The 22986-nt window shown below is 59.8% G+C and carries 14 protein-coding genes; 10 read left to right on the top strand and 4 right to left on the bottom strand.

Going from position 1 to position 22986, the window contains the following annotated elements; translation table 11 throughout:
* Window positions 1–62: 62 nt before the first annotated feature.
* Window positions 63–806, bottom strand: coding sequence for a sulfite exporter TauE/SafE family protein (locus LVD11_RS02155; protein WP_237055475.1), 744 nt, complete (start codon window positions 804–806; stop codon window positions 63–65).
* On the bottom strand, window positions 806–1504 hold the full coding sequence (locus tag LVD11_RS02145) for a pirin family protein (RefSeq protein WP_255775213.1): 699 nt from the start codon (window positions 1502–1504) through the stop codon (window positions 806–808). The genes LVD11_RS02155 and LVD11_RS02145 overlap by 1 nt, the downstream gene beginning before the upstream one ends.
* Before the next feature lie 196 nt (window positions 1505–1700).
* Between LVD11_RS02145 and LVD11_RS02140 the strand changes: the two genes are divergently transcribed.
* A complete protein-coding gene (locus LVD11_RS02140) occupies window positions 1701–2396 on the top strand; it encodes a type 1 glutamine amidotransferase domain-containing protein (protein WP_237055473.1) in 696 nt (231 codons plus the stop codon).
* Window positions 2397–2411: 15 nt separating this feature from the next.
* Here LVD11_RS02140 and LVD11_RS02135 read toward each other — a convergent pair whose 3' ends face one another.
* Entirely contained in the window at window positions 2412–3338 is a 927-nt protein-coding gene (locus tag LVD11_RS02135; RefSeq protein ID WP_237055471.1) for a LysR family transcriptional regulator, read from the bottom strand.
* Between the two features lie 617 nt (window positions 3339–3955).
* Here LVD11_RS02135 and LVD11_RS02130 point away from each other — a divergent pair.
* Both LVD11_RS02130 and LVD11_RS02125 read left to right on the top strand, forming a co-directional pair.
* On the top strand, window positions 3956–6370 hold the full coding sequence (locus tag LVD11_RS02130) for a TonB-dependent receptor (protein ID WP_237055469.1): 2415 nt from the start codon (window positions 3956–3958) through the stop codon (window positions 6368–6370).
* Window positions 6371–6535: 165 nt separating this feature from the next.
* Window positions 6536–8566, top strand: coding sequence for a tetratricopeptide repeat-containing sulfotransferase family protein (locus tag LVD11_RS02125; protein WP_237055467.1), 2031 nt, complete (start codon window positions 6536–6538; stop codon window positions 8564–8566).
* A gap of 144 nt (window positions 8567–8710) precedes the next feature.
* Here the strand turns inward: LVD11_RS02125 and LVD11_RS02120 are convergent, their stop codons facing one another.
* On the bottom strand, window positions 8711–8908 hold the full coding sequence (locus LVD11_RS02120; RefSeq protein ID WP_237055466.1) for a hypothetical protein: 198 nt from the start codon (window positions 8906–8908) through the stop codon (window positions 8711–8713).
* A gap of 521 nt (window positions 8909–9429) precedes the next feature.
* Here LVD11_RS02120 and LVD11_RS02115 point away from each other — a divergent pair.
* The 7 genes from LVD11_RS02115 (at window position 9430) to LVD11_RS02085 (ending at window position 22979) form a co-directional block, all read left to right on the top strand.
* Entirely contained in the window at window positions 9430–10797 is a 1368-nt protein-coding gene (locus tag LVD11_RS02115; protein WP_237055464.1) for a mechanosensitive ion channel family protein, read from the top strand.
* Window positions 10798–10957: 160 nt separating this feature from the next.
* Window positions 10958–13165 (top strand): S9 family peptidase, encoded by a 2208-nt coding sequence (locus LVD11_RS02110; protein WP_237055461.1) that lies wholly within the window; start codon window positions 10958–10960, stop codon window positions 13163–13165.
* 424 nt (window positions 13166–13589) lie between these two features.
* Entirely contained in the window at window positions 13590–16778 is a 3189-nt protein-coding gene (locus tag LVD11_RS02105) for a sensor histidine kinase (RefSeq protein ID WP_237055459.1), read from the top strand.
* 3 nt (window positions 16779–16781) lie between these two features.
* Window positions 16782–17459: a response regulator gene (locus tag LVD11_RS02100; RefSeq protein WP_237055458.1), complete on the top strand. Its 678-nt coding sequence runs from the start codon at window positions 16782–16784 to the stop codon at window positions 17457–17459.
* Between the two features lie 224 nt (window positions 17460–17683).
* Window positions 17684–18325: a hypothetical protein gene (locus tag LVD11_RS02095; protein WP_237055456.1), complete on the top strand. Its 642-nt coding sequence runs from the start codon at window positions 17684–17686 to the stop codon at window positions 18323–18325.
* Complete coding sequence (locus LVD11_RS02090; protein WP_237055454.1) at window positions 18325–20766, top strand: matrixin family metalloprotease; 2442 nt, start codon at window positions 18325–18327, stop codon at window positions 20764–20766. The genes LVD11_RS02095 and LVD11_RS02090 overlap by 1 nt, the downstream gene beginning before the upstream one ends.
* A gap of 818 nt (window positions 20767–21584) precedes the next feature.
* Window positions 21585–22979, top strand: a complete 1395-nt coding sequence (locus LVD11_RS02085) for a selenium-binding family protein (protein WP_237055452.1) — start codon at window positions 21585–21587, stop codon at window positions 22977–22979.
* The last annotated feature ends 7 nt before the right edge of the window (window positions 22980–22986 follow it).

Below are 22986 nucleotides of genomic sequence, written 5' to 3'. Positions count from 1 at the left end.
GCCTTTCATTCCACCAGTGTAGTTGGGGGCCTTGTGCGGGACTTCAATGGCAGTAGCGCAATTTACCCGGACACTGCCTGGGCGATCAGCAGCAATCCCGAGGCCAGCAGCAGGCCGCGGCAACAGAGCATGAAATGTCGATCCTGTATTCGTCCCTGGATATGCTTGCCGAGCCAGGTGCCGAGGAAGGCCACCGGCAGGAGCAGCAGCGACATCAGGAATACATCCGCCCCCCACTCGCCGGTCAGCAGGTAGGGCACCAGCTTGATGACATTCATGGTGCCGAAGAAAATGCCGGCAGTGGCCAGCCAGGACAGTTTCGGCAGCTGGCGGGCGATCAGGTAGATGTTGATAGGCGGGCCGCCGGCGTGAATCAGCGTGCTGGTCAGGCCGCTTATTGCGCCCCACAACCAGCCGGCGCCCTTCATGCCCCCGAGTAACGGGGCCAGTCCATGCCAGAGCGCAAATACGATAGAGATGCCCCCGAGCGTGATCCGCAGGGCCTGTTCGGGCATTCGCCCCAGCATCAGGCCACCTGCGGCGATGCCGAGCAGCGCCGCGGGCAACACGGCGCGCAGGTCTGTCCAGCTGGCGTGGTGCCGGTAGTACTGAACGGTCTTTACATCCATCACCAGTAGCAGCGGCAGCACCAGGAACACGGCCTGGGGGATGGGCATCACCAGTGCCAGCAGCGGCACCGCCACGACGCCGGCACCGCCCGCGAACCCCGACTTGGAGATGCCCGTCAGCACGACCCCGGCGATGGCCAGCAGCCAGAATACTGGATTGCCCGCCAGTGCCTCCATCAGTGATCTCCGGGCAAGTCGAACCAGAGTGCCTCAAAGCCGCCGGGTCCGGCGGTGATCTCCCGTTCACGCTGTGCTTTCATGCCCAGGCCATCCCCGGGTGCGAGTGTTACGGCGTCTGTGCTGGCATGGCCGTCAATCACATGCAGATACCCCTGTCGCTCACCGGTGCCCAGCGCCGCCGCCTCACCGGCGGCGAGCCGGAGCCGGTACAGGCTGGCGTCCTGGTGAATGCGCAGGCTCCCATGGCGGCCATCGGGCGTTACCAGCGGAGTCAGCGCTCCCTGTTGCGGGATGTTTGCCTGCTCGTACCCAGGTTCAATGCCGGTCACCGCGGGCTCAATCCAGATCTGCAGGAAGCGCAGGGAGTCGGTCTGCGAAGCGTTGAATTCCGAGTGCTGAATCCCGGTGCCGGCAGACATACGCTGTACTTCACCAGCGGGCAACAGGAAGCGGTTGCCGAGGCTATCGCGGTGCTCGATGGCACCCTCGAGCACGTACGAGACAATCTCCATATCCCGGTGCCCGTGGGCACCGAAGCCCATGCCGCCACGGACCTGATCGTCGTTGATTACGCGCAGCACGGAAAAGCCCATATGGCGCGGATCGAAGTAGCTGCCAAAGGAAAAAGAGTGGCGACTATCCAGCCAGCCAAAATTTGCGCGTCCGCGCTCGTCTGCTTTCCTCAGGTAATCCATCGCTTTTTCCTCGCCGTAACCCAGGGATAGCGTGAATCATAAGGGGCGGCCGTGTGGCTTTAAATCGCATAAATCCTGCAGGTTTGCTGGATTAAATCGAACGGTCTGCTGTACTTGCGAGGATCGTTTGAACTCGACCGCAAAGAAATTTAAGGTCACAGGACTTATTCCTGACAATGCTTGAAGGAGGATCCAGATGGCGGAGCGAAAGGTATTATTTGTGCTCACCGGCCACGACCGACTGGGGGACACCGGGGACAAGACCGGCTTCCACCTGTCCGAGGCCGCACAACCCTGGAGGGTCCTGCGGGAAGCGGGCTTCCATGTCGACTTTGCCACGCCGGATGGCGGCGAGGCGCCGATCGATCCCGGGAGCCTGGACCTTGATGACCCGGTAAACCGGGAGTTTACCGGGGACGCGGACGTAAATGCCAAGCTGAAGCGCACCCCGGCATTGAAGGACCTGGATCTCACAAGCTATGAGGCCCTGTATTTCCCCGGTGGCCATGGCACCATGTGGGACCTGCCGGACCACCCCGACGTGCAGGCTGCGATTCGCCAGGTGTACGAAGCCGGCAAGGTCGTCGGTGCCGTTTGCCACGGGCCCGCAGCGCTGGTGAACGTGAAGCTGGACGACGGCAGCTGGCTGGTGGAAGGCAAGACGGTTTCCGCCTTTACCGATGAGGAGGAGAAAGCGGTCGAGAAAGACGGCATTGTACCTTTCCTGCTGGCCTCGAAGCTGAAGGAGCGTGGCGCCACGCACGAGAAGGCGGAAAATTTCCAGAAATCGGTGTCCGTCGACGATCGCCTCGTGACTGGCCAGAACCCGGCTTCGGCGAGGGGCGTTGGTGAGGCGATCCGGGATCGCGTGCGCGAACTCACCGGAGACTAGCAGGCGACACGGGCACTAGCTGTCACTTTCGTGCGGGCTGTCAGTCAGCAATTCCCTGATCTGCCCGCGCAGCCAGCGTCGCAGCGGATCCCGGTGGGTTCGCTGGTGCCAGGTCTGGACTACCTGTACGGGTTCCAGGGGGATTGGCACTCGGTGGATCTCCAGGTCCGGGTAGCGCTGCGTCGCTTCCCCGGCAATCGAGCGCAGGCAGGTCAGTAACAGATCACTGTTGCGTACCATTGCCGGAGGCGCGAGGAAGCTGGAAAGGCCCGCCACCACCCGTCGTTTCTCCCCCCGCTCCTGCAGGGCGCGATCGACAATCCCGTGCAGGTCGCCGGTGAGGGTTGTCACCAGGTGCGGGCATTCCAGGTATGCCTTCAGCGTCAGGCGCCTGCCAATCCGGCTGTTGTCCCGCGCCGCCAGGACCACAAAGTCCTCGGAGTGCAGTGCCTGCTGGTAAAAGGTCGACGGCAGGCCGGTGTAAAAGCCTGCGATGGCAATATCGCAGGCGCCGCTCTCCAGTTCGCGTGCCGGTAATTGGCCGCGGGTGTTGTGGGTCACCAGTTGCAGCCTGGGCGCCAGTTCCGAAACCCGCCGGATCAACCCCGGCATCAGCAGCTGTTCGATATAGTCGGTGCCATAGATATGCACTGTGTCCGGTAGGGACAGAAAATCCTCATCGGCGCCCTGGTAGAACCCCTCAATCTGGTCCACCAAACGTGTCACTTCCGGCGCCAGGGCATGAGCCCTGGGGGTGGGGGTCAGGCCGCGCGCCGCGCGCACAAACAGCGGGTCACCCAGCTCATCGCGCAGTTTGCTCAGGCGGTGGCTGAGCGCTGGCTGGCTCAGCGCCATACGCCGGGCGGCGGCGGTCAGGTTCTGCTCTTCATACAGCACCCTGAACAACACCAGCAGGTTGACGTCGCGGGTAGAGATATTCATGTATTGGATTGCTATGTCAGGTGGGTTTCTGCGTGTGGATTACAGCAGTGTCCCAATTGGTGGTCAATGACGCGACCGTGAGTGGTGGCACTGCCCCGCTTTCCTCCACCGGCAAGCTCCTGCCAGTTGACTCCGGCGAACTGGCTCGACCCGCACGAAGCCTGGCCGCAGAAACATGATCACCCGGACGGGGCCTTTTGATCTCTAATCATGTTCTCCCCGATTGCCGGCGCTCCAGCGACACAAAGCTTTCAGTGCAAAATAATTTGCCTTGATCAATTTTTGCACTAATTGTGACGGGTATTTGTCTTTCTCCCGTAAATTTGCAAAAATTCGCCGCAAATAAAGGCAATGTGCTGACTGTAATCGCAATGCCTACCCTGTCTTTAGCCTCGCGAAGTGTGTTTTTGGTCACTTCGATTCGGGCAATTATCCAAAAATAATTACACCACAAAACTTTTTAAGCGAGATGAGAGTGCCGGCACACAGTGCGCGGGCCGGTGCATCTACATCCGCTGTTGCCGGGGGCCGCATAACGGTTGCCGGGAATGGCCCGCATGACGCGGGCGGCGATTTTCAACGATTGAAATCAACCTAAGGAAAGCAAGGAGAACTTTGTGTTCGAGAAAAATAAACTGCACAGCGCAGTCATCGCCGCGTCCGCGGCGCTGTTGGGCAGTACGGCAGTAGACGCCGCTCCCAGGCAGATTGAACAGGTGACGGTTACCGCCACCAAGCGCTCTTCAAGCGCACAGGATATCCCGGTAACTGTCCAGGCACTGGGGGAGCAGAACCTGGAAAACCTCAACGTCACCAACTTCGACGACTATATCCGCCACATGCCCAATGTGACCTCCGGCGGTCGCGGCCCGGGCCAGTCATCCATCTACATCCGCGGTATGGCCACCGACACTATTGCTACCCAGCTGTCCCAGGCGAATGGCACCGCTCCCAATGTGGCCCTGTACGTCGATGAGGCCCCGGTCAGCGTCGGCGGGCGCAACCTGGATGTCTATGTGACCGACATCGAGCGGGTGGAAGTCCTCAAGGGCCCGCAGGGCACCCTGTTCGGCGCCAGCTCCCAGGCCGGTACCGTGCGCCTGATCACCAATAAGCCGGTGATTGACGAGTTTGAATTGGGTGTTGAAGCGGGCCTCGCCTCCACCAAGGACGGCGAGATGTCCGATACCCTGGAGTCGGTGGTCAACCTGCCGCTGGTGGAAGGCAAACTGGCCGCGCGTGTTGCCGCATACCAGTCCAATGAGGGTGGCTACATCGACAACGTGGCCGGCACTTACACTCCCGATCCGGAAGTGAACCCGGCCTGGGCTGGCCTGCCGGTAGAGAGCGCCACCAACGAAGACCTGGTGGAAGAGGATTTCAACGACGCCAGCTATCGCGGTGCGCGGATCGGCGTCAAGTACCTGATCAACGACAACTGGGAAGCCCTGGTCCAGCATACCCACCAGGACCTGGATGCGGACGGTGTCTTCGACCACGACCCGGAAGATGTGGGCGACCTGGAAGTGCAGCGCTACTTCGAGGATTCCCTCGAAGACAGCTTCGACCTCACCAGCTGGACCCTGGAAGGCCGCCTGGCGGCACTGGACGTGGTTTATACCGGTGCCTACCTGGACCGCGAGGTGGAGCAGTCGATGGATTACACCGGCTACAACGATGTCGGTGGCTACGTGGCTTACTACACCTGTGACTATGTCGACAGCTGCTACGATCCCACCAAAGGTTATGTCGGCCTGGTGGAAAACACCCGCACCAGCCACGAGCTGCGTTTCTCTACGCCGGAAGAGCACGCCCTGCGCCTGACCGCCGGCGCCTTCTATGAGGATGTCGAGATCCTGGACCGGGGCAACTTCGTCTACAACTCCATCATTGACCTGGGCTTCCCGGAAAACTACCCGCGTGGCTGGTCCCCGGACACCCTGGATCCCAACAAGGCCACCGTCATCGACCCGAGCGCGCGCCCGGCCGGCGTGGCCTTCTTTAACGACATCACCCGTACGGAAGAGCAGCTGGCCTTCTTCGGCGAGCTCTCTTATGACCTCACCAACGAGCTGACCGCTACTGTAGGCCTGCGCCAGTACGATATTGACGTGGAACTGCTGGGCTCCGCCAACTCTTCATTCGGCAACTCGCCGCAGTTCAGCGAAGGTGTCGACCTGGACCTGTACGGTGACAACCTGGATTCCAAGTGGGCTGAAGCAGGAGTGGAAACGCCGCTGAACGAGAGTGACGTGATCACCAAGTTCACCCTGAGCTACACGCCCAGCAGCGACGTGCTGCTGTATGCCACCTATTCTGAGGGCTTCCGTCCGCCCGCCTTCAACCGCGGCGGTGGTAACGGCAACGAAACCACCACGGTGCCATACACTGTCACCACCGACACCGTCGACAACTACGAGGCCGGCTGGAAAACCAGCCTGATGGACTACAGCCTGCAGTTCAACGGCAGCATTTACCAGGTGGACTGGTCCAATATCCAGACTTCGGTATTCGATCCGAGCGTCTACTTCCTGTTCTACCTGGATAACGCTCTCGATGCGAAAATCCGCGGTATTGAAGCCGACGTGACCTGGCTGCCCACGGACAAGCTGCAGATTATCGGTGCCTTCTCCTACAATGACACCGAGATCACCAAGGTACCGGCCAGTGCCGTGAACGTGGCGCCGGAAGGTAGTGAGCTGGCTCTCTCTCCGCCCCTGCAGATGAACCTGCGTGCGCGTTATGACTGGACTGTTTCCGGATTTGACGCCTACTGGCAGGTGGGTGCGCAGTACAGCGATGAAGCGTGGAGCTCCATCGTGGTGCAGCCTAACGATCGCTTCCGCCAGGATGCATACACCACGGTAGACGCATCTGTTGGCCTGCGTGAGATGAACTGGGGTGCCGAGTTGTACGCCGAAAACCTCACCGATGAGCGCGCGGAGCTGTTTATCAACACGCTGGATAACTCCAAGCGCATTACCACTAACCGTCCGCTTACCATGGGCGTGCGGCTGACCTATGATTTCTGATCACTGATTCTGGAATCAGGGCCGGGTTGCGCTCCCCAGGCAGGGGAGTGCAATCCGGGTGGGTAGCGGATTCTCCTTTACGCTAGTGCGTTGCACATGGCCAAAGGCGAATCCCCTGCTTACCCCAGCCCGGCTTTAACCGACTGCCACTGACGAGTATTTTCCGTGTCTACAGACAGACAGGCCGCACAACAGACTTCTCCCATGCCGGACCGCGCCGACCGGGATTCGCTCCGTGAGGTTCGCAGCGCAATGAAACAGCAGGAATTCAACCGGGCGAGGGGCCTGGTGGAAAAGCTCGCTGCGGAATATCCCCGGGATACGGAAACGCTGTATATGCTGGCTGCCTGCCAGCGCTATCTGGGCGAGTTCTCGCAAGCGCTGGAAACCCTGGATCAAATACTGGCCCTGGACGATCGCAATGCAAGGGCGTACCAGGAGCGGGGGCACAATTTCACCGGGCTCGATGATCGACCGGCGGCCGTCAGTGCCTACCGGCGGGCGGTGGAACTGAACCCAGCACTGCACGCCAGCTGGAAAGGCCTTGCACTTGGCCTGCGCCAGGCGGGAGAGCAGCAAGAGGCGGAACATGCCCTGCGCCAGTTCCAGCACCTGCAGAAGCTGCCACCGGAGCTGGCCAGCGCCGCGAGCCTGTTATATGAGCGCAAGCTCCACAAGGCGGAGCAGATCTGTCGCGGTTTCCTCCAGCGCCACCGGCATCATCCCGAAGCCATGCGCCTGCTGGCACTGGTGGGTGCCGAACTGGGAATCCTTGACGACGCGGACTTCCTGCTGGAAAGCTGTCTCGAGCTTTACCCGGATTTCCACCAGGCCCGCTTTGACTACATCGGCGTATTACGCAAGCGGCAGAAGTTCGCCGCGGCACTGGCCCAGGCGAAAAAGTTGCGCGAGGGCCAGGGCGGTCGCCAGGCTGATATCCTGTATGCCACCCAGAGTGCAATGGTGGGCGATTACGACACTGCGCTGGCCATCTACGACAGTATCGCGGCAGAAGAACCGCAACTTGCCAATATTCACCTGCAGCGCGGCCACACCCTGAAAACCATCGGTCGTGCAACAGAGGCCAACGATGCCTACCGTGCAGCCTATCGTGCGCGAGAGGATTTCGGCGATGCCTACTGGAGCCTCGCCAATATGAAAACCTACCGTTTCTCCGATGACGAAGTGGAGCGCATGCGCACACTGCAGTCCCGGCCGGAGACCGCCCTGGAGGACCGCTATCATCTCTGCTTTGCCCTGGGGAAGGCGCTGGAGGATCGCAAGGAATTTGCTGAAGCGTTCAGCTTTTATGAGCAGGGTAATACGCTCAAACAGCAGGAGTGCCGCTACAGTATGGGGCATAACCGTCGCGATACCGATCTCCAGATCGAACACTGCACTCCAGAGCTTTTTGCCCGCAATGCGGACAGCGGCTGTCCTGCACCCGACCCGATATTTATCGTGGGCCTGCCCCGTGCCGGCTCGACCCTGATCGAGCAGATCCTTTCATCCCATTCGCAGGTGGATGGCACCCTGGAGCTGCACAATATCATGGCGGCAGCTCGCCGCCTGGATGGCCGCCGACGCGCCACCGAGACGCCGCGCTACCCGGCGGTTTTACATGACCTGGACTCCGGGCAACTGCGCGAGCTGGGTGAGCGCTATATCGAGGAGACGCGGATACACCGGAAAGCCGCGCCGCTATTTATCGACAAGATGCCCAACAACTTCCGCCACATCGGCCTGATCAAGTTGATGCTGCCCAACGCAAAGATCATCGATGCCCGTCGCCACCCAGTGGCATGTTGCTTCAGCGGTTTCAAGCAGCTGTTTGCCGAAGGGCAGGAGTTCACGTACGGCCAGGAAACTGTCGGGGAGTATTACCGGGATTATGTGCGACTGATGGACCACTGGGACCGGGTTCTGCCGGGGCAGGTGTTGCGTGTTCACTACGAAGCGGTTGTCGATAATCTGGAGGGCGAGGTCCGGCGCATACTGGAATTCTGCGGACTACCTTTTGAAGAAGCCTGCATCGAATTCCATGCTACCCGGCGCGCCGTCCGCACACCAAGCGCGGAGCAGGTGCGGCAGCCAATTTACCGAAGCAGCACCGAACAGTGGCGAAACTTCGAGAACGAGCTGTCCTCGTTGAAGGCGATACTGGCCGATGAGCTAGCGCGGTATCCGCATCCCTGATTTTGCCGGTTGGCTGTGGGGCCTGGTATTGCAACAAACCCGGCTTGATCGGGTGGGCTGGGCAGGGAGTGGCTAACCCGGCTGGCGGGCCCGCATAGCGAGCGTCGCCACGGCTCTCCCTGCAGTGACGACCATGGTGAGCTGCTAGCAGTCGGTATCTTTGGCTTCGACGCCTTCTTTTACTTCCTCGCAGGCATCCTCTACCGCATTGCCAACGTCCTCGACTTTCTCGTCGATGGTTTCACCCACTTCCTCGGCATCGGTATCGCGGTCACAGCCGGCGATGCCCGCGCCCAGTAATGTGGCGAAAAACACCAGTGCCAGTTTCCTGCTGATAACCATATTTTCACTCCTCGATTGGTTAACAAGTTTATGGCGGTCACGCTCCGACAAAGTGCGGAGTCGTTTAGTTCCCGACTCTTCACCATGCTGGCAATCATCGGTGTGGCCCGCCAGCCCATCGCGCAACGGATGGCGCTCAGCGAGTCCCCTTGCGAGGGGGGGGGTTGAAAATGGGCGCTGCCACCCTCATGCCGGGTAGTGTGCGGTGAATTTTGCTTATCCGGGATTGGCGAGTGCTCGAGCACATTGCCCTGGACCGGAAACCGGCCGGGGCTGTCTCGGCCTGGGAAATATTACCGTCGAACCCACAGAGTTTTCAGGCAGGGGGGAATATTTTTTCATATCGTGTCAGTGTGCGGCCGGTGGCTGTGCTACTGCTACAGCTGCTTCTGTTATCGCCGGCGGTTCTGTCGGAGGAAAGTCCGACCCAGTCCGAAGGCCTTACTGGCGGCACGGTTCCCGCTGTCGCAGCTGCATCGCGCGTCGCAGGCAACGGGACACCCAGCGGCGGTGAATCCAGTTTGTCCCCTGGCCAGATCGACCAGTTGGTTGAGTTGCTGGAGGATCCTGCCCAGCGCAAGCAGTTTCTGGGTAACCTGAAGCGGCTTCGTCAGGCCAGCCAGGCTGGCCCGGGCGAGGGTGCCCTCAAGATCAGTGATGCTTTTGCTGTAGATGATGTTGCTACCGAAATAGTCAGGGATTATTCATCATTCCTGAATGGGATTGGCCTTTCTGCCAATGAGGCTGGGCGAATCCTGCTGATGATCATTGCCTCGGTAATTCTACTTGTAGGCGTCACCATCAATAACCGCGTAGCTTCATTTGTCGATGCAAAGTTGTGGCCCGGACGTAAGCGGCTGGGCATCGCGCGTTCGCGCTATTCTGTCCTGTTTCGGTTGCAGCGCTGGCTGGGTTACGCCATGGCGGTGATCCTGTTCGGCTATACCGGGGTGGAATTGCTTGGCGGGGCGCTGGGTGAGCTGGTCTCCAGGGAGGCCCTGCGCAATATGGCCCAGGTCACTCTGTCACTGTTTCTGGTGCTCGCAGTGTTTTGTGCACTGTGGGAAACGATCAACGGGGTGATCGAGCACTATTTCGGTGAGCAAATGCTGTCAGCCAATGCCCGCGTGCGAACACTGGTGCCGTTGATCCGCAACCTGCTGCTGTTCGTACTGACGGTGATGACCGTGTTGACGGTCCTGTCCGAATTCGACGTTGATGTCATGCCCCTGCTGGCCGGTGCCGGTGTGTTTGGCATTGCGATCGGTTTCGGCGCCCAGACCCTGGTCAAGGACTTTCTCACTGGTTTTACAATTCTGCTTGAGGATCTCTTGCAGGTGGAAGATATCGTGACGGTAGGCGGCCGGACCGGGGAGGTCACCAATATTTCCCTCCGGAAAATCGAGTTGCGGGCGCTGGACGGCACTGTGCACACCATTCCGTTCAGTGAAATCTCCGTAGTCGATAACATGACCAAGCACTATAGCTATTACATGCTGGAAATCGGTGTGGCCTATCGCGAAGACACCGATGAGGTCATCGACTGCCTGCATGCTGTGGACGAGGAGCTGCGGCAGAGTGATGAATTTGGCCCGTTGATCCTCGAGCCACTGGAAGTGCTGGGTGTGGATGCATTTGAGAACAGTGCGGTCGTAATCAAGGCCCGCACGAAGACGCGGGCGCACGAAAAGTGGCACGTAGGAAGGGAGTTTAACCGCCGCATCAAGCAAAAGTTTGACCGCGAGGGGATTGAGATTCCGTTCCCACACCAGACGATCTACTTCGGCGAAGACAAGTCCGGCCAGGCGCCGCCGGCAAGGGTTGCCCTGCGGGATCGGGCTGCCGGGGACAGGCGGGTCGAAACCATGGCGAGGGCCGGGAATGATTGATGGGGCAGGCCGGAGCCTGTGACGCGCCGGGCGGAGCCCAGGCTGGCCATCGCTGGCTGTCTCGATCGCGCCTTTCCGTGTTTGGTACTTGCGTTTAGAATCCCGTACAGGTGAGATTCTGCCGCAACGAGAAAGACGCAATCGGGAGCCCCGTATACTTATGAAAAAACAGATGTTGTTGCTGCTTGGCTGCCTTGTGGCCGGGCATACTTCCGCAGATTCGTTGTCGATCGAGAGAATGTTCTCCGATCCCGCTCTCGACGGATCCTCGCCCCGCGCATTGAAATACTCTCCCGATGGCAGCCGTGTCACTTTCCTCAAGGGGCGTGAGGAGGATTACAACCGCTATGACCTGTGGGAATACAACCTACAGGCGGGTGAAACCCGGCTGCTGGTCGACTCCGACACGTTGCACAAAGGTGAGGAAGTTCTCTCGGACGAGGAGAAGGCCCGTCGCGAGCGCCAGCGAATTTATGGCAGCGGCATCATGGAGTACACCTGGTCCCGGAAAGGCGATGCCCTGCTGTTCCCGCTGGCCGGTGATGTCTTCTATTATGACCTCGCCCGCAAATCTGCCCGCCGCCTGACCGACAGTGATGCGTTTGAAACCGATGTGCGGGTCTCGCCCCAGGGGCGCTATGTCTCTTTTATCCGCGACCAGGATATCTTTATCGTCGACCCGCAGACCGGCCGTGAACGCCAGTTGACCCACGACGGGGAGGGCCCGGTGAAGAATGGCATGGCCGAGTTCGTTGCCCAGGAGGAGATGGATCGCATGACCGGCTACTGGTGGTCACCCGATGACCGCCATATTGCTTTCCTGCAGGTGGACGAGTCTCCCGTCGACGAAGTCACTCGCAGCGAGATATACGCCGATCGTATTGACATGATCCAGCAGCGCTACCCTGCGGCCGGGCGCCCCAATGTGTTACTCAGGCTAGGCGTATTGAATGTCGAGAGTGGGGATGTCCAGTGGATCGACCTGGGGGAAGAGCGGGATATCTACATACCGCGTGTGGAATGGGCTCGGGATAACCTGCTCAGCTACCAGTGGCAGGATCGCAGTCAGCAAACCCTCGAACTGCGCCTGGTGGACATTAACTCTGGCAGCACCCGTACGCTGGTGGAGGAGAACAGCGATACCTGGGTGAACCTCCATGATGACCTGAAGTTCCTTCGAGACAGTGACCTCTTTATCTGGTCCTCCGAGCGCGATGGTTTCCGCCACCTCTATCTCTATAACCTCGACGGGGAGCTGGTGCGCCAGCTGACACGGGGCAACTGGTCGGTGGACGCACTCGAGGCCGTGGATGAGAACAGCGGCCTGATCTACTTCACCGGGCGCAGGAGCACGCCGATGGAGCGTCACCTGTATCGTACGGGCCTCTCTGCGGATGCCCCGATCGAGCAGGTATCAAAGCGAAATGGCATGCACAGCATTACCTTTGCCGATAACGCCTCGGGTTATATCGACAAGTTTTCCAATATCACCACGCCGTCGCAGGTAAGCCTGCACAGCGCCGGGGGCCGGCAGGTAACATGGCTGGAAGAAAACGCGGTTGAAAAAGGGCATCCGCTGTATCCCTATATGGAAGACTGGATTGTGCCGGAATTCGGCACAATCGAAGCGCCACAGGGGCACCAGCTCTATTACCGCCTGTACAAGCCGGCGAATTTCGACTCAACGAAAAAGTACCCGGTAATGGTATACCAGTACGGTGGTCCGCATGCCCAGGTGGTGACCAACAGCTGGGACCGGCTGTTTAACCAGTACATGGCGCAGCAGGGTTACGTTGTGTTTTCCGTAGATAACCGCGGATCTGCCAACCGTGGCACCGAGTTTGAAAACCCGATCTACAAGGCGATGGGGTCGGTGGAGGTCGAGGACCAGGTTACCGGAGTGAAATTCCTGCGCTCCCTGCCTTATGTGGATGAAGACCGGATCGGTGTGTATGGCCATAGCTACGGTGGCTACATGACCCTCATGAACATGTTCAAGGCCGGCGATTACTTCCAGGCCGGCGTCTCCGGTGCGCCGGTAACTGACTGGGGCCTCTACGATACACACTACACCGAGCGCTATATGGGCAACCCCAACAGCGATGCGTCTGCTTACGAGGCGTCCTCGGTGTTTCCCTATGTTGATGGCCTGCAGGGCGACCTGCTCATCTACCACGGCATGGCCGACGACAATGTGTTGTTTACCAATACCACCAGGCTGATCAAGGTTTTGCAGGATAAGGGCAAGCAGTTCGAGTTGATGACCTATCCGGGCAAGAAGCACAGCCTGCGCGGCAAGCAAACGCGGATACACCAGTACACCATGATCAGGGAATTCTTTGATCGCCACCTGAAAACCGACGGCTGAGAGCCGGGAGGGACTGCCGTTGATTGACAGCGTGCGGCCCCGCCTTCCTGTCACAGGTGGTAAGTGCAACATACGAGCCGGGCAATGCCCGGCTTTTTCATGCCCGCTGTTTTCATGCCTGCTGCCTGCTGAAGGCACCGCTCCGGGAGCAGTGATAAGCCCTGGGAAAATATTTCCCCTGATTGCATATTCTGGTTTTTTGTTCTGGCTGGTGGCGGCAAACAGGGCCGTTAAAGTGACTGAAAATTCATAAAAGTTTTATTGCTATGCCATTCTGGCAGCGGGCTATAAAGTTTGGTTATATTCCCTGAATTCCAATTTTCCCGCGCCCCAACTACCGGCGCTACCGGGCCCTGGCCTGGCAGAGCACCGGCGGGCCGGTGAAGATGTCCACCAGGTCCAGAAAGAAAACCATGGAACGACAATGACAGGCAGGGCTACCAGGCTACTGCTGGCGGCAGTGCTTTTATTGATGTCTCGCCCCCTACTGGCGCAGCAGCCAGTGGAGTTCCGGCCCCTGGGTGTCGCCCATGGCTTGGATGTAAAGGTGGTGCCGTCCCTGCTGGTGGATCGTGCCGGCCTCCTCTGGGTGGCCACTCGTGAAGGCCTGTTCCGCTACGACGGCTATCAGGCCCGGTTGCTGCCGGTGGGCGTGGGAGGGGCAGGGAGCCTGCCCGATGATGATATCCGCAGCCTCTATGAGGACCGGCACGGCCATATCTGGATAGCCAGTAATACCGCTGGCCTCAGCCGTTACGATCCGCAAACGGGCAGGTTTCGCCATTTCCGGCACAGGACCGGCGACCCGCAGACCCTCAGCCACGAGAGCATCTACGGCATGGCTGAGGACGCCAGCGGTGACCTTTGGGTCGGCAGCCAGATAGGACTGAACCGGCTGGATCCCGAAAGCGGCCTGGTCGAGCGTTTCCTTCACGACCCTGCGGATCCCCGTTCAATTGCCCATGACTATGTTTTCACGGTGCATGCTGATCGCGACGGGGCGATCTGGATTGCCACCGTGGGCGGTGGTGTCAGTATCCGCCGGCCGGGACGCGAGGGCTTCGATCGTATTGACCTGTCCGCCCGTACGGGAGGTCCGGCCGGGGTCAATGATGTATTCGGGCTCGCCGAGGCGAGCGACGGCGCCATGTACGCTGCAACCCGCAATGGGCTGGTGTTTATCAGTCCCGGTGCAGGCGAGATCCGGCATATACCGATAGCGCCGGAAAGCAGTGTAGAGCAGGTGATCACCGACCTGGCCTGGGGACCCCGGGGTCGCCTCTGGATGACAACCATGACCTCAGGGGTTCTGGTTTACGATCCTGAAGGTGGCGGGGTGTATCCGGCAAACCCGGAATCGCTTGGCCTGCCTGGACAGCTGCCATCGCTGCCACAGATGAACCTGGTAATCAGTGGCCAGCGCATTTTTGTTGGCACCTGGGGGGGTGGCGTCCATCTTGGATGGTTACCGGAAGAGCCGTTCGTCTTCCTCAATGCCGACGCGGAATCCAGTAATTTCCGCAACCGCAATGTGACGGCAGTTTTTGCGGATAACGATGAGCGCCCCTGGGTCGGGACCTTTGGTGGTGGACCGCAGCCTTTGTCCCCTGACCGGAAGCAGGTTGAGCGGCTCCAGGATGTGCCGAAGGCATTGGCGCATGATGGGGTGATCGCGATTACCCGTAGGCGGAATGGGGACCTGGTGGCGGGAACCAATCACGGTTTGTGGTTCCTGCCAGCGGGCGGCAAGTCCGCCGAGCTGGTCACTGCGGATTCCGGTCGTGGGCTGGGGCAGGGGTATGTCACCAGTGTGACCGAGGACGAACTGGGCGCATTGTGGGCCGGTGTAGGCGGAAGTGGCTTGTACCGGCTTGCGCCGGCGGGCAAGCAGTTCGAATCCTTCTCCCATGTCCCACAACGGGAAGAGTCCCTCAGCGGCAATTATATTTCCGGACTTCTGGCGCTAGGCGACCGCCTGCTCCTGGTCGGTACCCGCTCGAGTGGGCTTAACCTGTGCCGGACGGACCAGTGGTCCTGCCAGCGTTATGGCGTGGTGGATGGGCTGGGGCACCACAGCGTAACGGGGTTGCATCGTTCGGGGACCGGGGACCTCTGGGTAGGGACGAATGGGGGTGGCCTGCACCAGTTCACACTGTCCGCGACCGGGCGATTGCAGCTACAACGTCGCTGGACCGAGCGGGATGGTCTGCTGAGTGACAATGTAGTGGGTATTGTCGAGGATGACGACGGCTCGCTCTGGATCAGCTCCCGGGATGGGCTGACACGGTTGCAGCCGGCCACTGGGGCATTGATCAACCATGTTGCCGCGAGCGGGTTGCCGGTCACGCAGTTCAATGTGCGGGCCACTGCGCGCGATGAGGATTACTTGTACTTCGGCGGGCTCGGCGGCGTGGTATTGATTCCGCCTGGTACCCCGATGCGTGAGCGGGAACCCAGTGCTGTCCGGCTGATTGAATTGACCCAGCCGGATGGTCACGGGGGCCTCAGGATACAGCCGGCATCCGCACTGACAGAGTATTCAATTAATTGGGGTGAGATGTTCTCGGTCTCATATGCGGTACTGGATTACGCGCGTGGCAGGCACGAGTACCAGTACCGGTTGAGTGATGAGGTTGACTGGCAGGCTGTGGGCGACCGGCACTTCGTTACCCTGCTGGAATTGTCGCCCGGCTCTCACCAACTCAGGATCCGGGGGCGGGATACCTACGGTAACTGGAGTATCTCCCCGGCCCTGGAACTCGAAGTCATACCGCCAATCTGGATGACGGCAGAATTCCGCATCGGAGGCCTCTTCCTGTTGGTCATCGGGACCTGGAGGTGGCACCGGCACCGGGTGCGTGGCTTGCGCCGCCGCAATCGCCAGCTGGAGCAGCTACAGCAGGACAAGGACTATGCACTGCAGGAAGTAAAAGAGAGCCGTGAGGAGCTGTCCCAGGCCCACTCCGGCCTGCGCAACCTGACACGCAGGTTACAGACCGCCAGGGAAGAGCAGCGACAGGAGATATCCCGGGAACTGCACGATGAGTTGGGGCAGACCCTGACTGCAACCAAGATCAGTCTCCAGCGTGTAGGGGGAGCCACCGATCCGGGTGCAGCACAGGGGTTGCTCGGTGCCCCGCTTACCATGATCGACCATATGATTGCCCAGGTAAGGAATATTTCCCTGAGCCTGCGGCCGCCGCTACTTGATGAAGCCGGGCTGGTTGAGGCGCTGAGAGTGCACCTGGATTCGGTAAGCGACCGTGCGGCCATACCGATCGGGTTGAAGGCAGATAGTGAACTCTCCTCGATAACCGCTGAGTTCCGTATCACTATTTTCCGTTTGGTGCAGGAAGCCGTGAGTAACACCATCCGGCATGCGGATGCGAGTCGTATCGACGTCAGGCTGCGGCACGATGGGCAGTGCCTTACCGTGGAAATCGAGGACGACGGCTGCGGGTTCGAGCCGTTGGAGGTGTGGAGGCGGGCCCGGCGCGGTGAGCACCTGGGCCTGCTGGGTATGCTCGAGCGGGTACATGGCGTGGGAGGGGAGATGAATTTCGATTCCAGTCCCGGCGCTGGATGCCGGGTCACTGCAACAATACCGGGCTGAAACATGCAGAAAACCTCATATGGTCAGCAGAGTACCAGGCGTATCCTGTTGGTGGATGATCACAGTTTGCTGCGTGCGGGGATGCGAGCCCTGTTGGACGATATGGCCGGCATTGCGGTAATCGGTGAAAGTGGCGATGGCCTGGAGGCCCTTGAGTTTATCCGGCGAGATCCCCCGGATGCCGTTCTCCTGGATGTGTCGCTACCTGGTATGAACGGGCTCGAGGTGGCTCGTTACCTCAGCCAGCACTACCCCGATGTGAGAATCCTGATCCTTTCCATGCATTCGGGGGCAGAATATGTTGCCCGTGCGCTGAATGCCGGCGCACAGGGTTACCTCTTGAAGGACTCGGCCTTCGACGAACTGGCAGAGGCCCTGAAGGCGCTGTTTGCCGGACGGGAGTATCTCTGCGCCGCAATTGACCGCGATGTAGTGGAGCGTTTTCTCGCTACGGGCAGCGATGCCATTTCCGCTGCGGAAGTTCTGACACCCCGCCAACGACAGATCCTGCAACTGATCGCGGAGGGGCGTGGGCCGCGGGAAATTGCCGACAGACTGAATGTCAGCGTCAAAACCGTTGAGGCCCACCGCGCGCAACTGATGGATCGGCTGGGTATCCACAATGTCCCGGGCCTGGTTCGCTTCGCGATCCGCATCGGGTTAGTGAATACGGAGTCCTGAATCCAGCGGCGCCCTGTTACCGTGCCGGTAACACCCATATGGGAAAATTCTGCACCGGGGCCATGCCGCCAAAGCTTCGAAAGTGTGACGCAGTTCGCGTCGGTTTTAATATCGGGGAATCCCCGATACCTCATCCCAACCCCTCTCCTTAACGTGAAACTGTCGCCAGGCAGGGACCCATACAACCCCGCCCGTGATGCAAACAATAATGAGAGGAAATCATCGTGTTAGGTAAAGTCCAACGGTGCCGCAAGCCGCTTGCCGCACTACTCGCCACACTCGTGGTGGCCCTGGTTGCGCCAGTCGCCAGCGCTATGAAACTCAAGACCCAGAATCTCACCCAGTTGATTACCAGCTCCGAAGCCATTGTCTCGGGTACGGTGAAAAGCGTGTCTGACGGCATTGACGCTGTCGGCATTCCCTACACCGAGGTCACCCTGCAGGTAGGCAGTGATGCGAGAGGCCAGATAGAGGAAGGCAGTGAATATACCTTCCGCCAGTTCGGTCTGCTGAGACCCCGTACGATGGCCAATGGTCACCAGCTGCTGGCAGTCTCACCGGAAGGTTTCCCGCGCTGGAATGAGGGGGAGTTCGTGGTTGCGTTCATGCATGAGAAAGCTGGCCGTACCGGCTTGCAGACTACTGCCGGCATGGCCCAGGGCAAGTTCAGCGTGATCAACGGCAAGCTGACGAACCAGTTCAACAACGCCGGCCTGTTCGACAATGTGGAAATCAACCAGCAGCTGTTGAGCCCGGAACAGCAGAACATGCTGACCTCGCCCGGCGCGGTAGATGTCGTCCAGTTTATGGACCTGGTCGGCCGTGCAGTTGCTGAAGACTGGATTGGCAAGGGGGCGATGAAATAATGAAACTGAATAACCTGACCCTCGCAATTGGCCTTGCTGTTGCGGCGACATCGGCGCAGGCGGCAGGCCCGCTCTACACCACTGATGGCGAAAACCCCCAGCCCCTCAAGTGGGACACCAGCAAGGGACCCATCCCGGTATATACCGACGGTGGTGAGGCCTTCACCTGGAACTACGATGGCACGCCGTTCCTGTCCATCGACCGTGCCAACGAGATCACGGCCCACGCCTTTGCCAACTGGAGCGACGTCCCCACCTCCACTTTCTCCGCCGAGATCTCCGGCACCATCGAGGAAAAACTGGGGATCGCCGACGTGACCGGTGCTAACGCCACGGAGATTTACACCAAGGAAAATGGCTACGGTTTCTGGGTCCTCTACGACACCGACGGTTCCATCCTGGAAGAGTTCTTCGGGGTGCCGAAAGAAGCGGTGCTGGGCATCGCCTTCCCGGAGTGGACCGATGGCAACGGTACCATCATCGAGGCAACCGCGGTGATGAATGGCTGGAACGTCTGGAACTCCGATACCGAGGGCAACAATGTGGCCGGCGTGTTCACCCATGAGTTCGGCCACGCCATCAACCTCTCCCACTCGCAGGTGAACGGTTCCCTGGCGTACATGAGTTATACCTACAACCCGAAATACCCGGGTGTCGCTGGTTGCGGGCTGGACCCGATCCACCGCTGGGATTACCCGGCTTTCTTCGGGGCCAATAACGCCAGCCCGGATATCATCGAGACGATGTTCCCGTTTATTGACCACAGCGGCCAGGCTGGTGCCGAGCAGAGTACTGTGGAGCACCCGGATGATATTGCGGCGATTTCCAACCTGTACCCGACCGCTGACTACGCCTCCAGCACCGGCACCATCACCGGCGTGCTGCGCCTCAAGGATGGCAAGACCGAATACAGTGGTATCAACGTCATTGCCCGGAACGTCAACAACCCGATCTACGATGCGGTTTCTGACATGAGCGGTTCGGCCACCCAGGGCAAGTTGGGTCCCGACGGTCGTTTCACCATTCGCAACCTGACTCCGGGTGAGCAGTACGTCCTGTACCTGGAGGAGATCACCGCGGGCGGTTACCCGACTTCGCGTACGCGCCTGGTATCCCAGGCCGAATACTGGAACGCGGCCGAGGGCACGGATCCGCTGGCGGACAATGCCTGTGACGCGACCCCGATTGTGGCCGAGGCGGGTGTGACCAAAGAAGCCGATTTTTACTTCAACGGCTACGAAAAGGGTGTCCAGGTGACTCCGCTGGTGTCAGCCTTTATTCGCGACATGGCCAAGGGCGGCAAGCGTGCCGCGGGCCAGGCGGGCCCCACGGCGTTCCTGTGGGATGATAAGAAGGGCTACAAGGTCCTGCCGCCGGAGTTCGTGCCGGCCAATGGCGCCCTGAACCGCAACGGGCAGAAAATGCTGGTGCAGAAAGACTTTACCGGCAACGGCATCCAGGAGGCCGCCATCTGGAGTGAGCAGGGCGTTACGCCACTGGGTGACCTTAACGGCAACAGCTGTGGCGGGGGCTCGGTAACCGGCGTGACCGCCACCAGTGGCTGGGCCCTGGACGACAAGGGTGAAACGGCTGTGGGCCTGGCCTACAAGGATCTCGATGGTGACGGTAATTGCCAGAAGTCCTACAGTGGCGAGATCGTGCCCTTTATCTGGGATGAGAAAGGCGGTATGCGGGAGCTGGATACCGAGGGTGTCGACTGGAATCGCACCCAGTTTGTCCGCGCCCATGCGATCTCCGGCAATGGCGAAGTGGTCCTCGGCTCCAACACCCACCAGAAGGCGGTCGCCTGGGTCAATGACGGTTCGATGATCGACCTGCACGGTGCCTTTGGTGCCTACGAGGCGTATGCCACCAGCCAGGACGGTAGCAGGGTCGCCCTGTCCACCCGCGACGGGGTCCAGCTCTGGAATCCGGCCAAGGGTACCGGTGCCGATTCACTCACCAATATCGGCTCCCTGCGCTGGTGCGCGGACATGCCGTTCTACTTCTTTGGCTACAACTATTGCCAGTTGCTGACAGAAGAGGAGATCACCGAGGCTGTAGGCCCGATCCCGATGACCGTGTTCGACATGAGTGATGACGGCCGCGTTGCCATCGGCCGTGCCGGTAACTGGCGTATGGGGCTCGCAGGCGGCCTTTGGGTCGAAGGAATTGGCTGGATGGAGTTTGCCGACTTCCTGAAGAAACAGGGTGTAGTGGAAATGAACTCACTGCCGATCAATAACCCGATCTCTATCAGCGCATCCGGGACGGAAATCGTTGGGGGGCTGGCTGGTATCCAGTATTCCTGGAAGGTCGACCTGGACCAGGCCTACGTCTGCAACGAAGGGGTCTCCGAGCAGGTCGGTTTCCCCGGCGGTTTGCGCGAGGCAGTGAACGCGGGTGCTGAGGTCGGTCGCTGCGAATTCATAGAACGATAATAACTATTCCTCTCTTCATATTGAGCGGGGCCTGGCCCCGCCTTTTTGCGTTATGGGTATGGGAGGAGGTTTGGGGCCGGGGCGGTAATTTAGGGGAATCCCCTATGTATCGCGCAGGGTAAAAGCCCTAGCCTATATACCGTGTTCGGGCCGGAGGGTCCGGACCCGCTGGAGGTAATTCTCGATCGAAAATAGATGCGGCAGGGATGGTGGTACCCCAAGACCACTTCCCAGGGCCACGCCTTCTAAAAAATATTGATCGGAACGCAATTACGATTCAGTGATTCCCTTGAGGCGTTGATGGCGGGGCTTGTCCCCGCCTTTTTTCCCGGAAACCTTCCCGGGGGTACTCGGCTGCCGCTGTTCCCGGCAAGGGGCGGATTCCCGTCGACCCTGTATTGGGGGTGCCCCGGTGCGGTTCTGAAATCCTTGTCTCTATCCTATGTGGGTCCCGGCTGTCTGCCGGCGATATGTCCAAACCAGGGTAAGTGCTGAATATTGACGGCAGGAATCCAGCGGGGCTGCATGTTGATGATCACACCGCTCCTCCTCCTCCTCCTCCCAGGCTGCCGACGCTGGAGTGGAACAAGGTAGGTTTGCAGAACAACAGCAACCATCTTCTCCCTGATGCCGGGACGGGGCATGGTCCTGTTGTTTGGGTTCAGCCGCTGGGTTAATGGCGTGGAATTCAATTATCGGAAAATCCAGACGCGGAAAGCTTCCTTTCAGCCGGCGATTGCCCGCATCGCAGGCACAGCATTCCTATACTGCTTTCCTCGTGCTTTTCATTTGCCAACACAATAAAGAGGACTGGCAGCATGGCGCTCTGGAAACCCGATCCGTCCTTCTATCCTTCTGCCAAAATGGCGATGCAGGCGCCGCCGGAGCGGCATGCCTATGTGGCTGCCCTGAATATCGGCCGTAACGACCAGCCTGACGGTATCCGGGTGGTGGACCTGGACCCGCATTCACCCAGTTACGGTGAGGTTGTGCACGCCCTGGACCTGCCACACCTGGAAGACGAATTGCACCACTTTGGCTGGAACGCCTGTAGCTCGGCACTCTGCCCCTACGCGCCACATCCCCACCTGGAGCGGCGTTACCTGGTGGTGCCCGGAATCCGCAGTTCGCGGCTCTACATCATTGATACCAAACCTGATCCGCGACGGCCGCGGATCGCCAAGGTGATCGAGCCCGAGGAAATGATGGCCAAGTCCGGCTACAGCCGCCCGCATACGGTGCACTGTGGCCCGGATGCCATTTATGTAAGCGCCCTGGGGGCTGCCAATAGCGATGAGGGACCCGGTGGCATATTCCTGCTGGACCACTTCAGCTTCGATGTCATCGGTCCCTGGGAAATAGAGCGAGGGGACCAGGAGCTGGCCTACGATTTCTGGTGGCACCTGGCACAGGACGTCATGGTGACCAGTGAGTGGGGCACACCGCGCCAGTTTGAGAATGGACTGGTGCCGGAGGATCTGCTGGGCCAGAAATATGGTCACCGCATTCATTTCTGGGACCTGCGGAAACGCAAGCTCAGCCAGACCATCGATCTGGGCAAGGAGCACCAGATGGCGCTGGAACTCCGGCCCGCCCATGATCCGCGCAAGACATACGGGTTTGCCGGGGTTGTCGTCAGCACCGAGGATCTCTCTGCATCCATCTGGCTCTGGCACCAAAAGGATGGCCTGTGGCAGATGGAAAAAATCATTACCATCCCGCCGCAACCCGCCGACGCCGATGAGCTGCCCCCTGCGCTCAAGGACTTCGGCGCAGTACCGCCACTGGTAAGCGATATCGATCTGTCGCTGGATGATCGCTTCCTGTATGTGTCCTGCTGGGGGATCGGGGAGTTGCATCAGTACGACGTGTCGGACCCGTTCAAGCCCAGGCTCGCCGGAAAGGTGGCAATCGGCGGTATCGTCAACAAGGCCCCCCACCCGAAATCCACCGATCCACTGCTGGGTGGGCCGCAGATGGTGGAGATCAGCCGTGACGGCCGCCGGGTCTACTTCACCAATTCGCTCTACAGCAGCTGGGATGACCAGTTTTACCCGGACAAGATGGGGGGTTGGATGGTGAAAGTGGACGTGGACCCCGATGGTGGCATCCAGCTGGACCCGGATTTCTTTGTGGATTTCGGCGAGACCCGGGTGCACCAGGTGCGACTGGAAGGCGGGGACGCCTCGACCGATTCTTTCTGCTACCCCTGATGACGGC

Origin of the sequence: Microbulbifer sediminum, assembly GCF_021729035.1 — a bacterium.
GTDB lineage: Bacteria > Pseudomonadota > Gammaproteobacteria > Pseudomonadales > Cellvibrionaceae > Microbulbifer > Microbulbifer sediminum.
The sequence above is the reverse complement of the archived record's forward strand: the minus strand, read 5'-3'. Positions and strand labels throughout refer to the sequence as shown.